The sequence below is a fragment of the Ralstonia sp. SA306 genome, assembly GCF_054792405.1.
The window spans coordinates 1,589,329-1,602,982 of record NZ_CP096451.1; the positions used below are offsets into that span (position 1 = coordinate 1,589,329).

A 13,654-nucleotide genomic window follows, 5' to 3' on the forward strand; every position below is an offset into this window, starting at 1 on the left:
GCTCAAAGCTTACCGCGACTGCGCAGCAGATCGACCACGACTTTCGCGCCGATCTCCGCCATGTTCTGCTTGAGCGTGAGGTGCATCTGCGTGAAGTGCTCACGCAGGAACGTGGCGTTGCCATGATCGCTCAGTTGCAGCAACGTTTCGCGCGCAAGTGCCTCGGGCGTTGCGTCATCCTGCAGCAATTCCGGTACGACAAAGCGGCCGGACAGGATGTTCGGCAGCCCCACGTACGGCAGATAGCCCTTGCGCTTCATGATCTGCGCCGTCAGCCAGGGCACCTTGTAAGTGATGACCATCGGCTTCTTGTACAACGCCGCTTCCAGCGTGGCCGTGCCGCTGGCAAGCAGGATGACGTCAGCCGCTTCCATGGCGGCGTGCGACTGGCCATCGACGACCCACAGATGCAAGCCTGGGTGCTCCGCGCGCATCGCATCGATGCGCTCGCGCAGCGTCGCATTGGCCGCCGGCAGCACAAAAGCCAGATCCGGCTCGACCGCCTGCATGCGTGACATTGCCGCGAACAGCGTCGGCCCGAGATGCTTCACTTCGGAATTGCGGCTGCCCGGCAGCACCGCAACGACCTTGCGGCCCAACGGCAGGCCGAGGCGCGTGCGCGCGCCTTCTATGTCCGGCACCAGCGGAATCTCATCCGCGAGCGGATGCCCGACGTACGTGGCCGGAATGCCGGCCTTGGCGTAAATCTCGGGCTCGAAGGGGAACAGGCAGAGGATATGGTCGACCGCGCGAGCAATCGTCTTGATACGGCCGGCACGCCACGCCCAGATCGACGGGCTCACGAAATGCACCACCGGCACACCCGCCTGCCGCATGGCGATCTCGACGTTGAAATTGAAGTCCGGCGCATCGACGCCGATGAAAGCCAGCGGCGGCTTCTCCAGCAGATCCTGCTTGAGTTCCTTGCGGATCGTAAGAATCTCACGCAGCTGGCCGAGCACTTCCACGTAGCCGTTGACCGACAGCTTGTGCATCGGCCAGTTCGACTGGAAACCCTGCTCCGTCATGCGGGCACCGCCGATGCCGTTGTAGGCGATGTCGGCAGGCAGTTGTGCGCGCAACCCCTTGAGCAGCAGCGAGGCCAGCAAATCGCCGGAAGCCTCGCCTGCCACCATGCCGATGCGGCGCACCGGCGTGGTGTTCTGAGGCTGCTCGCTCAACGCACGATGCCGCGCTTGGTGGCGGCAATGAAATCAGCAAACGCGGTCAACACCTCACGCGTGGGGGCGTCGTCCGTTTGAGCGATCTGGGCGGCGATTTCCGCCTTGGCCTGATCAAAGCTCAGATCGCTCTTGTAGAGCAGCTTGTACGCTTGGCGCAGACCGGTGATCTGCTCGGCCGTAAAGCCACGGCGGCGCAGGCCTTCCACGTTGATGCCGTGCGGTGCGGCCTTGTTGCCGCCCTTGTCGCTTGCGGCAATCACGAACGGCGGCACATCCTGCACGAGCGCCGATGCGCCACCGAGCATGGCATGCGCGCCGATACGCACGAACTGGTGCACGCCGGACATGCCGCCGAGAATCGCCCAGTCACCGACTTCCACGTGACCCGCGATCTGCGCGTTGCTCGAGAACACCGTGTGGTTGCCCACGCGGCAATCGTGCGCGATATGCACGTAGGCCATGATCCAGTTGTCGTCGCCGATGGACGTGATGCCGGCGTCCTGTGCAGTGCCGGTATGGATCGTGGTGAATTCGCGGATGGTATTGCGATCGCCGACGATCAGCTGCGTCGGCTCATCGCGATACTTCATGTCCTGCGGGCGGCCGCCCACGGAAGCAAAGTGGCCGATGCTGTTGTCGCGGCCCAGAGTCGTGTAGCCTTCAACGACCGTATGGTGGCCGACGCGCGTGCCTGCGCCCATCCGCACGTTCGGGCCCACGACCGTGAACGCGCCGATCTCGACGCTCGAATCGAGTTCGGCCTTCGGATCAATCTGCGCGGTCGGGTGGATCTTCTGTGCTTGCGTCATGCCTCGCCCTTGGACTTGTCTTCGCGCACGGCGCACATGATTTCGGCTTCCACGGCGACTTCGCCGTCAACCTTGCCGTACACCTTGAACTTCCACATACCGCTCTTCGAGCGCAGCAGCTCGGCCGTCATCACCAGCTGGTCGCCCGGGATCACCTGCCGCTTAAAGCGTGCACCATCGATGCTCACGAACAGGTAGAGCTGGTTTTCCTTGCGCTCGTGATCCGCCTCGCCGAAGGTCAGCAGCGCTGCAGTTTGCGCCAGCGCTTCGAGCATCAGCACGCCCGGCATCACCGGATGGCCCGGGAAATGCCCGTTAAAGAACGGCTCGTTGAACGTCACGTTCTTGATGGCCGTAATCGACTTGCGCGGCTCCAGCGAAATCACGCGGTCCACCAGCAGCATCGGGTAGCGATGCGGCAGCAGGTCGAGAATCTTTTTGATATTGAAATCGCTGACGGGGCTGGGGGTCGCGCTCGTCGCATTCGTTGCTTCGGTCATGATTGTTGCTGCAGGTCTTTGACCCGCTGTTCGAGTTGTTGCAACCGTTCGCGCATGCGCGTCAGGCCTCGGACGATGGCCGCGTTACGTTCCCAGTCGCCATGCGGCATGAATGGGAAAACGCTGGTGAAATGGCCACCGGGCTTGGTAATGGATTTGGTAATGGAGGTGCCGCCTGAAACGGTCACACGGTCGGCAATCGTCAGATGGCCAGCAAAATTGGCCGCGCCACCGATGATGCAGTAGCGCCCGATCTTCGTGCTGCCAGAAATGGCAGCGCAGCCGGCGATAACGGTATAGGCGCCCACATGCACGTTGTGCGCGATCTGCACCTGGTTGTCGATCTTGCAACCCTGTTCGACCACCGTATCGGCCATCGCGCCGCGGTCGATGGCGGTGTTCGCGCCGATCTCTACGTCGTCGCCAATCACGGCCCTACCAGTCTGCGGAATCTTCACCCATTCGCCGCCCTGCGGACCGAAGTCGGGTGCAAAGCCAAAGCCATCCGCGCCGATCACGACGCCGCTATGCACAATGCAGCGGGCACCAACCACGCAGCCGTGATAGATCGACACGTTTGCGTAGAGCAACGTGTCATCGCCAATGCGGGCACCGGCGCCAACGAAACTGTTGCCCGCGATGCGCACACGCTCGCCGAGCACCGCGCCAGCTTCGATGGTCACGTTCGGACCAATGGAGCATGACGCTGGCACCGTGGCGCCCTCTTCCACGCTGGCAGTCCGGTGAATGCCAGGCACAACGGGGCGCGCCGCCAGCGCAACAAAGCGCTGGGCGACACGAGCAAACGCAGCATACGGGTTGGCAGCGATGAGCCAGTTCCGGCCAGCAGCGTGGCCTTGGCTTTCGAGCGTTTCCAGATCGCGGGGCGACACGATGATCGCCGCCGCACCGGAACTCACAGCCTGATTGAGGTACAGCGGATTGGAAAGAAAAGCGAGCTGATCGGCGCCCGCTTGATCCAGCGGCGCGATCGACTTGACGATCAGGCCTGCGTCACCCTGGACGGTCGCGCCGAGCGACGCAGCAAGTTCACCAAGCGAAAACGACATGCGAACAACCTCATTTGGCCGATTGCGAATTCAGCGCCTTGAGCACTTCGTCCGTGATGTCGATGCGCGGGTTCACGTACACGGCTTCCTGCACGATCAGGTCGTACTTGCGCTGCTCGGCAATCGAGCGGATCACGCGGTTGGCGCGCTCGAGCACCTGGGCCAGCTCTTCATTGCGGCGCTGGTTCAGGTCCTCACGGAATTCGCGCTGCTTGCGCTGGAAGTCGCGATCCAGGTCCGACAATTCACGCTGACGGCGGGTGCGATCAGAATCGGCCAGCACAGCCGACTCCTTGTCCAGCTTGTCGGACATGCCCTTGAGCTTGGCAGCCATGTCCTGCAGCTCGCGGTCGCGCTTGGCGAACTCGGTTTCCAGCTTGGCCTGTGCGGCCTTGGCAGGCTGCGAGTCGCGCAGGATGCGCTCGGAATTGACAGCAGCGATGCGCGCTTCCTGCGCCGTGGCCGGCAGCGCAAAGCTGGCTGCGGCAAGTGCGGCGAAAGCAGCGGACACGCCCATGCGGGACAAGGTGATGCGCGTGGATTTCATGATGAATGCAGTCATTAGAATGCAGTCCCGATCTGGAACTGGAAGCGTTGCGTTTGATCTTCGGTCTTGCGTTTGATCGGGAAGCCCATGCTGATCTTGAGCGGGCCGATCGGCGACAGCCACGACAAACCGAAACCAGTCGAGTAGCGCATGTCGCCCAGCTTGTACGGCTGACCTTCGGCGAACACGTTACCGTAGTCAAAGAAGGTGAACAGGCGAACGGTGCGGTCCACGCCCGAACCCGGCAGCGGGAAAATGAATTCCACGTTGCCGACGAACTTGCTGGCGCCACCGATGGCCACGCCGTTGGCGTCGCGCGGGCCCAGCGTGCTGGTTTCGTAACCGCGCACCGAGCCGATACCGCCGGCGTAGTAGTTCTTGAAGACCGGGAAGTCCTTGCCGCCGTAACCGTGGCCGTACCCGATCTCGTTGTTGAACGCCATCGTGAACGACTTCGACAGCGGATAGAAATACTGGTGCTGATAGTACGCGCGGAAGTACTGGAGATCGCCGCCCGGAATACCGAACTCCAGGTTGGCCTGCTGATAGCGACCACGCGTCGGCACCAGAGCGCTGTCACGCTGATCCTTCGACCAGCCGATGGTGATCGGGAAGTTATTGGTGATACGGCCGTTCTTCGCGACGTAGTTCTGGTAGGCCAGCGGCGTGTTGGTCGTCACGTCGATGGTCGTGCGCTCGTAGCCGATGCCGAAGAAGACGGTATCGGTTTCCGAGAACGGCACGCCAAACTTGACGTTGCCACCTTGTTGCACAACGCGGTAGTCCTGGTCACCCGTGTAGTACAGCGGGCGGTACGTGCGGTAGTACAGCTCAGTCGAGCGGCTGATGCCATCCACCGTGAAGTACGGATCGAACTGCGTCACGGCAATGGTGCGGTTCGACTTGGACGTGTTCACATCCAGGCCGAGGCTCGTGCCGGACCCGAACACGTTGTCCTGACGGATACCCGCCGACAGCACCAGCTTGTCGGTCGAAGAGAAGCCCACGCCCAGGTTGATCTGGCCAGTCGGCTTTTCGGTCACGTTGACGTTCACATCGACCTGGTCGGTGGTACCCGGCACGTCTTCCGTCGTGATGTTCGCATCGGTGAAGTAACCCGTACGGTTCACACGGTTCTGCGAAAGCTGCAGCTTCTCGCCATCGAACCAGGAGGCTTCCATCTGGCGCATTTCGCGGCGCACGACTTCGTCGCGGGTCTTGCTGTTGCCGACAACGTTCACGCGACGCACGTACACGCGGCGGCCCGGATCGACCACCAGCGTGAGCGCAACCGTGCGGTCCTTCTGGTTGATTTGCGGCTGCGGGTTGATGGTGGCGAAAGCGTAGCCGTACGTGCCGAGCAGATCGGTAATCGACTTGGTCGTCGACGACAGCTTGGCCGAAGAGAAGACATCGCCCTGCTTGAGCTTGATGAGTTTCTCCATCTCGGCCTGCTTGCCCAGCAGCTCGCCGGTCAGCTTGATGTCCGATACCTTGTACTGCTCACCCTCGTGGATGTTCAGCGTCAGGTAAATGTCCTTCTTGTCAGGCGTGATCGACACCTGGGTCGACTCGATGGCGAATTCCAGGTAGCCGCGATCCAGATAGAACGAGCGCAACGCTTCCAGGTCAGCCGTGAGCTTCTGCTTGGAGTACAGATCGTTCTTGGTGTACCACGACAGCCAGTTCGGCGTGGACAGTTGCATCTCGTCGCGCAGGTCGCCTTCCTTGAAGGCCTTGTTGCCGACGATATTGATCTGGCGAATCTTGGCGGTCGGACCTTCGTCCACCGTGAACGTGATCGACACACGGTTGGCATCGACCGGCGTAACGGTGGTCGTCACCTCGGCAGCGTAGTAGCCGCGCGAAACATACTGGCGCTTGATTTCCTGCTCGGCGCGGTCGATGAGGGACTTGTCGTAGTAACGGGCCTCGGCCACGCCCACGCCGCGCAGCGTACGACGCAGCGCTTCCTTGTCGAACTCCTTGAAGCCGATGAACTCGAGCTGCGAGATCGCCGGACGCTCTTCCACGCGCACCACCAGCACATTGCCTTCGGAGCGGATCTGAACGTCCTTGAAGAAGCCGGTGTTGTAGAGCGCGCGAATCGATTCGGCGCCCTTCTCGTCGGTGAAGGTCTCACCCACCTTCACAGGCAGATAGCCGAACACGGTGCCCGGCTCGACGCGCTGCACACCCTCCACGCGAATGTCCTTGACGACGAACGGCTCCACTGCATGAGCCTGACCGGCAGTAACGGTCAGCACGGAAGCCGCCAGCACGCTGAGCGGGAAGCGATGTTGTCTGATCAATCTAATCCCCTAGTTGGATTCAATCGGAATCCACTTCTGAGTGTTTTCAAAACCCTGAGTTGCCCGCTCACGCCGGTGGCAACGATGCGGCTAACCGACCCAGTTTGAATACGGTCTAGCCACGAGTCAGAAACAACCGACTCAAATCGTTGTACAGGGCGAGCGAAGTGAGAAGCAGGATGCAGGCGACGCCGATCTTCTGAAGGACTGCTTGCCAGGATTCCGGCACGGGTCGGCCAGTCAAAAATTCCACGCAATAATACAGCAAATGCCCCCCATCCAATACCGGAACGGGCAATAAGTTCAGCACGCCGAGGCTGACGCTGATCAACGCGAGAAAGCTCACAAACGTCTGCCAGCCAAGGCTTGCCGCCTTGCCTGCAAAGTCCGCCACAGTGATCGGTCCGCTCAGGTTCTGCAGCGACGCCTGACCGATGATCATCTTGCCCAGGACCTGGAGCGACAGCACCGAAGTCCGCCAGACCTCGCCCACGGCGTGGCCCAAGGCGGCAAGCGGCTCGTCTCGGATCATCGCCGTTTCCACCTTCTGGTTGAGCTGCGCGCCGAGCTTGCCGATCTTCGGGCCCGTGGGGTTCTTGGGATCGACGTCTGCGTCTGGGCGAACCGGCAGCGTCATGGGCTGGTCGTTGCGCAGGATGTCGATCGACGCGTTCTGCTCGGGCATGGCGCGGATCTGGCGGATGAGGTCCATCGCCTGATCGGCGGGCTGGCCCGCGAAGCGGACGATCTGATCGCCGGCTCGCAACCCAGCGCGTGCCGCGGCACTGGCGGGAAGTACGTCGACGATGGTGACGGGACCGCCCAGCAGGCGCAAACCAATCTGGTCAATCACGTCGGCCTGCGGCGTACGGGCTGCGCTTGGCAAACCATGCAGGCGGACGGTGCGCTCGACACCATCGGCGCCGCGCACTTGTACAAGCGCGTCGCGCCCTGCGATGCCGGCCGAGTACAAGCGCATGCGGACATCGCTCCAGCTGCGCACGGGCGCAGGTGTTTCATCGTCCGTACCGATGGCGATCACGCGGTCCCTGGCATGCAGGTCGGCCTGGGCGGCAATGCTGCCCGGTGGCGGAGCGCCGAGGATAGGCAACGGCTCGATTGCGCCGACCCATGCCAGCACTGCATAGAGCGCAATTGCGAGCAGGAAATTCGCGATCGGGCCAGCGGCCACGATGGCGAACCGCTTGTAGACCGGCTGGTGATCGAAGGTGCGCGGGAGGTCTTCGGGGAGGATGGGCGGGTCTTTCTCGGGGTCTCGCGATCCCTCGCCCAGCATCTTGACGTAGCCGCCCAGCGGAATGGCGCAGATCGTCCATTCGGTGCGGTCAGGGCCGCGGCCCACACGACGGAACAGCACCTTGCCGAAGCCAACGGAAAACCGGAGCACCTTTACGCCGCACAGGCGTGCGACGCTGTAATGGCCCAGTTCGTGAATGACGATCAGTACCGCGATCGCAAAGACAAACGCTAAAACGGTCTGCAAAACCTTCTCCGGATGCACTGAAGGGCATGCGCGGGCTGGCCCCGCGCGAAGCCGCTATGTTACCCGCTTGCTCTGACAGCGCGCTTTCAGGCGGCCGGCAGTTGCGCGCATACGGTCGCGATATAGCGCTCAGCTTGCTGACGCGCTTGGGCGTCGGCCTCAAAAACGGTGTCGAGCGAGTCGGCGGGCACGATGGAGGTACGGGCGAGCGTGTCGCCCACCACGGCAGCAATCTCGGTGAACCGGATGCGGCGCTGTAAAAATGCTTCGACAGCCACCTCGTTGGCCGCGTTCAGTGCAGCAGGAGCCGTACCACCAGCGCGCAGTGCGTCAAAGGCCAGCGCCAGGCACGGGAAGCGGCGCAGGTCCGGCGCCTCGAACGTCAGCGCGCCCGTTGTGACAAGATCGAGCAATGGAACACCGGCTTCGATGCGTTCGGGATATGCCAAGCCGTAGGCAATCGGCGTGCGCATGTCCGGATTGCCTAGCTGCGCCAGCACCGAGCCATCGTCGTAGCCGACCATCGAATGGATGACACTCTGAGGGTGGATCAGGACTTCGAGATGCTCGACCGGAACGCCGAACAGCCAGTGCGCCTCGATCACCTCCAGCCCCTTGTTCATCATGGTGGCGGAGTCGACGGAGATCTTGCGTCCCATCACCCAGTTCGGGTGCGCGCAAGCCTGATCTGGCGTGACATCCGCAAGGGACTCCACAGCGCGCGTGCGGAACGGGCCACCCGATGCCGTCAGCACGATGCGCGACACGCCCCGCCCGAACTGCGGAACTTGCTGAGGCAAGCATTGAAAGATGGCGTTGTGCTCGCTGTCGATGGGGAGCACGGTGGCGCCATGTTGACGCACAACGTCCATGAAGAGCGCGCCGGACATTACCAGCGCCTCCTTGTTGGCCAGCAGCACGCGCTTGCCGGCACGCACGGCGGCAAGCGTCGGACGCAAGCCTGCGGCGCCAACGATGGCGGCCATCACCGCATCGCAGTCGGTGTGCGCGGCAGCCTCTTCCAACGCCTCGGTGCCGGCGCGGATTTCGATGCCGGCAGCATCGGCGCCGAGTTGTTCTCGCAATGCACCCGCCGCCGCGGCCGAACCCAGCACCGCCATCTTCGGGCGAAACTCACGGCAGAGCACCGCGAGCTTGTCGGCCTGCGCGTTGGCGGTCAGCGCAAAAACGCTGTACTTGTCGGGATGGCGGCGCACCACGTCAAGCGTGCTGTCGCCAATGGAGCCGGTGGCGCCAAGAACGGTCAAACGCATCATGTTCAGACGCCTCAGGAAATCAGCAGCGCAGCCAGCGGAAACACCGGCAGCAGCGCGTCGATGCGATCGAGCACACCACCGTGGCCGGGCAACAGGCGGCTGCTGTCTTTCATGCCGACCTGACGCTTGAGCAGGGATTCAAACAAATCACCGCCGACGCTTGCCGCCACCAACAAGATGGTTAGCGCAAGGGCGGCGACGGCGCCGCGCTGATCAAACTCGTGCGAGAACCACGTCGGTGCAAACCAATGCGTGATACCGGCCACGGTGGCGATCACCGCAACCAGCACGGCACCGCCGATTGCACCTTCCCACGATTTGCCCGGGCTGATGGTCGGAGCAAGCTTGCGGCGACCAATGGCCTTGCCGACAAAATAGGCGCCCACATCGGCCGCCCACACGAGCAACGCCACCGAAAGCAGAAATGCGATGCCGTGCGTGCGTAATTCAATGGCGCCATGCACGAACGCCGGCAGCATCACCAAGCCCAGCAGGGTGAACACGACCCTGCGCGTGCCATGCAACTCGCGCACACCACCCGCCAGCAGCGCCCAGGCGATCACCCACGCGATTACCGCGCCATGGAATAGCGGCCGCACATCACCGCGAACGGGAATGTCGTGCCAAGCGATCGTCAGCATGACGACAACGACCGCATAGAGAATCGGCCCCCACCAGCCGGGCAGGCGCACGAGACGCCCCCACTCCCACGCGGCGAGGGCTGCAAACACCGTCACGAGCCCGGCCAGGCCGGCGGGCGGCGCGAAGAACAGAATGGGCAGGATGACAATCAGCAGGCAGACAGCGGTAATGACGCGAGTCAGCAGCATGTGTCAGGCTCCGGCGGATAGCGCGGGGGGAACATCGGGATCGAGCTGCGCGCTGGTGCGGCCGAAGCGGCGCTCGCGGTTGCGATACCACGCAAAGGCGCGATCGAGTTCTGCGGCATCGAAGTCGGGCCAGTAGCGATCGGTGAAGTACAGCTCGGAATAGGCAAGCTGCCACAGCAGAAAGTTGCTGATGCGCTGCTCGCCACCGGTGCGGATGAACAGATCCGGCTCCGGCGCGTAAGACAGGGCCATGTACGGCGCAAGCATCTCTTCCGTGATGGCGTCAGGTGCAATGCCAGGCTGCGCCTCCAACAAGGCGCGCATGGCTTGCAGGATGTCCCAGCGCCCGCCGTAGTTGGCAAGGATCGTGACAGTCAGACCGGGGTTGGCAGCCGTCTTGGCCTCAGCTTCGCGAATCAAAAGCTGGATGCGCGGACTGAACGCAGACAGATCGCCCACCACGCGCAAGCGGATGCCATTGTCGTGCAGCTTGCTGACTTCGCGGCGCAACGCCGTCATGAACAACTTCATGAGGAAAGTGACTTCCTCAGCCGGGCGGCGCCAGTTTTCGGAGCTGAAGGCAAACAGCGTCAGGTAACCGACGCCACGGCGTGCCGCCGCTTCAACGGTTGCTCGTACGGCGTCGAGGCCGCGGCTATGCCCGGCCACACGCGGCAGATGCCGTTCGGTGGCCCAGCGGCCGTTACCGTCCATGATGACGGCGACGTGGCGCGGCGTATCGGCGGTGTCGGGCACCGCCAGTGTCGAACTGATATGCATGAATCGGGCTTCCCACCGCATGCGCCCAATGCACCGGCGGCGGGAGACGGCCTTACACCGTCATGATTTCCTTGTCTTTCTCGGCGACCAGCTTGTCGATCTCGGCGACGAACTTGTCGGTCAGCTTCTGAACGTCGTCTCCGCCGCGACGCTCGTCGTCTTCCGAGATGGCCTTGTCCTTCACCAGCTTCTTGAGCTGTTCGTTGGCATCGCGACGCAGGTTGCGCACGGCGACCTTGGCATCTTCGCCCTCGCCCTTCACGACCTTGGTCAGCTCCTTGCGACGCTCTTCAGTCAGCGCGGGCGTCGGCACGCGAATGATGTCGCCCATGGTGGCGGGGTTCAGACCGAGGTCCGCTTCACGGATGGCCTTCTCGACGGCTTGCACCATCTTCTTTTCCCACGGTTGCACGCCAATCGTGCGTGCATCCACCAGAGTCACGTTGGCAACCTGGCTGATCGGCACCATCGAGCCGTAGTAATCGACTTGCACGTGATCGAGCAGACCGGTGTGGGCACGGCCAGTACGGATCTTGGCCAGATCCGCCTTGAGAGCCTCGATCGACTTCTGCATCTTCTGCTCGGCATTCTTTTTGACATCGGCGACGCTCATACTTCCTCCGAACGATAACGGCGGTCTGCCAAACTTGCGCCCTGGAAAACGACACAGGGCACCGGCAAGACCAAAAAGACAATAGGCGATTTTACATGGAAGCCGCTCGCCAACGCCATTTACGCAGGGTCAGCGAACGCTAAAAAAGGCGCCTGCAACCAGGCTTGCCGCTGGTTTTAGACGTGCACCAGCGTGCCTTCGTCTTCACCCAGGATCACGCGCTTGAGGGCGCCCGGCTTTTGGATCGAGAACACCTTGATCGGCAACTTCTGGTCGCGGCACAGCGCAAAGGCAGTCGCATCCATCACCTGCAGGTTGCGCGAGATGGCTTCGTCGAACGTGATGGTGGTATAGCGGGTGGCGCTCGGGTCCTTCTTTGGATCAGCGGTGTAGACACCATCCACCTTGGTGGCCTTGAGGACGATCTCGGCACCGATTTCCGAGCCGCGCAGCGCGGCGGCGGTGTCGGTCGTGAAGAACGGGTTGCCGGTGCCGGCGGCGAAAATCACGATTTTCCCCTCCTCCAATTGGCGGATCGCGCGGGGACGGATGTACGGCTCGACCACCTGGTCCAGGCGCAGCGCCGATTGCACGCGACCCTCGAGGTTGGCATGACGCATGGCGTCTTGCAGGGCCAGCGCATTCATCATGGTGGCCAGCATGCCCATGTAGTCGGCCGTGGCGCGATCCATGCCGGCGGCTCCGCCCGCAACACCGCGGAAGATATTGCCACCGCCGATCACCACTGCCACCTGCACGCCCAGCTTCACGATTTCGGCGATGTCGTTGACCATCCCTTCGATGGTGCTGCGGTTGATGCCAAAGGCATCGTCGCCCATCAGGGCTTCGCCGGAAAGTTTGAGTAGAACGCGCTTATAGGCAGGCATGGAGATCCTCGTGACGATTCCTGGTACGGGAAACAGGAAAGGGGGAAATGACGCTGCGGATATGACAACGATGAGCAAAGCGGGGACTTCGCACATCCCGCAACCTTCTTGCGCGGAAGCCGTCAGGAAATCCTCCCAACGATACCCGCGCAAGCAGGCTGCACCTGCAAACAGGGCACCTTTCGGTGCCCTGTTTGTTCGGCATTATACGGCTGCGCCAAGGGTGGAAACGACACCTCCCGGCCTGCGCCGGAGGGCGAATCGCCGCACCATCGGAAACGGCCGTCGCAGCATTACGCCTGTTGCTTGGCAGCGGCCACCTGGGCAGCCACTTCAGCAGCGAAGTCGTCTTGCTTCTTCTCGATGCCCTCGCCCACCACGTACAGCGTGAACGCCTTCACAGTCGTGTTGGCAGCCTTGAGCATCTGCTCAACGGTCTGCTTGTCGTTCTTCACGAACGGCTGGTTCAGCAGCGAGACTTCCTTCAGGTACTTCTGCACGCTGCCTTCCACCATCTTGGCAACGATTTCAGCCGGCTTGCCCGATTCCGCAGCCTTCTGCTCAGCAACGCTGCGCTCCTTGGCGACCAGCTCGGCCGGCACGTCGTCAGCCGACAGCGACACCGGCTTCATGGCGGCAGCCTGCATTGCTGCGTCCTTAGCCGCCACTTCGTTGCCCTCGAATGCCACCATGACGCCAATGCGGGTGCCGTGCAGATACGAAGTCAGCTGGGTGCCTTCGAAACGCTGGAAGCGGCGGATCGTCATGTTCTCGCCGATCTTGCCGATCAGGCGGGTACGCACGGCTTCAACCGTTTCGTCACCGATCGACAGGGCCGACAGGGCCGCCACGTCAGCCGGGTTCTTCTGAGCGATCAGCTTGGCAACATCGTTCGTGAAGGCCAGGAAATCGTCATTCTTCGAAACGAAGTCGGTTTCGCAATTCACTTCGACCAGGGCGCCCGTGGTGCCCTCGACGAACGCTGCGACCACGCCCTCAGCGGTGACGCGGCTGGAAGCCTTGCCGGCCTTGTTGCCCAGCTTCACACGCAGGATCTCTTCGGCCTTTTCCAGGTTGCCTTCGGCTTCGGTCAGGGCCTTCTTGCATTCCATCATCGGCGCGTCGGTCTTCGCGCGCAGCTCTGCAACCATGCTTGCGGTAATTGCCGCCATTCTCATACTCCTTGTTTCAGATCGTCGTCCGGTCGCAAGCGGATTTCTCGCCTCGCGCCGGCCTGTCGTCCGGTTTCCATCCGGCCGCCCCACGAAATACGACGCGCGTGGGGCATCCGCATGACAAATTTCAAAAAAAAGGGGCGTTTGTTACGCGCCCCTGTCTGGC

The 13,654-nt window shown here is 62.4% G+C and carries 13 protein-coding genes; all 13 read right to left on the reverse strand.

All coding sequences use genetic code 11. From position 1 onward, the window contains the following. Nucleotides 1-2 precede the first annotated feature (2 nt). Nucleotides 3-1,136, reverse strand: coding sequence for a lipid-A-disaccharide synthase (gene lpxB, locus M1D44_RS07660; RefSeq protein ID WP_235193161.1), 1,134 nt, complete (start codon nt 1,134-1,136; stop codon nt 3-5). Nucleotides 1,137-1,177: 41 nt separating this feature from the next. Further along, nucleotides 1,178-1,993 carry an acyl-ACP--UDP-N-acetylglucosamine O-acyltransferase gene (gene lpxA, locus M1D44_RS07665; protein WP_012761904.1) on the reverse strand — a complete coding sequence of 272 codons (816 nt, stop codon included), beginning with the start codon at nt 1,991-1,993 and terminating at the stop codon, nt 1,178-1,180. Beyond that, nucleotides 1,990-2,493 carry a 3-hydroxyacyl-ACP dehydratase FabZ gene (gene fabZ / locus M1D44_RS07670; RefSeq protein WP_024975786.1) on the reverse strand — a complete coding sequence of 168 codons (504 nt, stop codon included), beginning with the start codon at nt 2,491-2,493 and terminating at the stop codon, nt 1,990-1,992. Before fabZ ends, lpxA begins: the two co-directional genes overlap by 4 nt. Further along, nucleotides 2,490-3,563 carry a UDP-3-O-(3-hydroxymyristoyl)glucosamine N-acyltransferase gene (lpxD, locus tag M1D44_RS07675; RefSeq protein WP_024975787.1) on the reverse strand — a complete coding sequence of 358 codons (1,074 nt, stop codon included), beginning with the start codon at nt 3,561-3,563 and terminating at the stop codon, nt 2,490-2,492. Before lpxD ends, fabZ begins: the two co-directional genes overlap by 4 nt. 10 nt (nt 3,564-3,573) lie before the next feature. Beyond that, on the reverse strand, nt 3,574-4,125 hold the full coding sequence (locus tag M1D44_RS07680; protein ID WP_024975788.1) for an OmpH/Skp family outer membrane protein: 552 nt from the start codon (nt 4,123-4,125) through the stop codon (nt 3,574-3,576). After that, entirely contained in the window at nt 4,125-6,422 is a 2,298-nt protein-coding gene (gene bamA, locus M1D44_RS07685) for an outer membrane protein assembly factor BamA (protein ID WP_024975789.1), read from the reverse strand. The genes M1D44_RS07680 and bamA overlap by 1 nt, the downstream gene beginning before the upstream one ends. Before the next feature lie 115 nt (nt 6,423-6,537). Further along, a complete protein-coding gene (gene rseP, locus M1D44_RS07690) occupies nt 6,538-7,926 on the reverse strand; it encodes an RIP metalloprotease RseP (protein WP_316853707.1) in 1,389 nt (462 codons plus the stop codon). An 86-nt stretch (nt 7,927-8,012) separates the two neighbouring features. Beyond that, nucleotides 8,013-9,203, reverse strand: coding sequence for a 1-deoxy-D-xylulose-5-phosphate reductoisomerase (gene ispC, locus M1D44_RS07695; protein ID WP_316853708.1), 1,191 nt, complete (start codon nt 9,201-9,203; stop codon nt 8,013-8,015). An 11-nt stretch (nt 9,204-9,214) separates the two neighbouring features. Further along, nucleotides 9,215-10,033 (reverse strand): phosphatidate cytidylyltransferase, encoded by an 819-nt coding sequence (locus M1D44_RS07700; protein ID WP_316853709.1) that lies wholly within the window; start codon nt 10,031-10,033, stop codon nt 9,215-9,217. A 3-nt stretch (nt 10,034-10,036) separates the two neighbouring features. Further along, nucleotides 10,037-10,813 carry a polyprenyl diphosphate synthase gene (gene uppS / locus M1D44_RS07705; RefSeq protein WP_316853710.1) on the reverse strand — a complete coding sequence of 259 codons (777 nt, stop codon included), beginning with the start codon at nt 10,811-10,813 and terminating at the stop codon, nt 10,037-10,039. A gap of 52 nt (nt 10,814-10,865) precedes the next feature. Continuing rightward, a complete protein-coding gene (gene frr / locus M1D44_RS07710) occupies nt 10,866-11,426 on the reverse strand; it encodes a ribosome recycling factor (RefSeq protein ID WP_027677472.1) in 561 nt (186 codons plus the stop codon). Between the two features lie 176 nt (nt 11,427-11,602). After that, entirely contained in the window at nt 11,603-12,313 is a 711-nt protein-coding gene (pyrH, locus tag M1D44_RS07715; RefSeq protein WP_009238238.1) for a UMP kinase, read from the reverse strand. Nucleotides 12,314-12,606: 293 nt separating this feature from the next. Next, nucleotides 12,607-13,485 carry a translation elongation factor Ts gene (tsf, locus tag M1D44_RS07720; protein WP_024975795.1) on the reverse strand — a complete coding sequence of 293 codons (879 nt, stop codon included), beginning with the start codon at nt 13,483-13,485 and terminating at the stop codon, nt 12,607-12,609. Between the last annotated feature and the right edge of the window lie 169 nt (nt 13,486-13,654).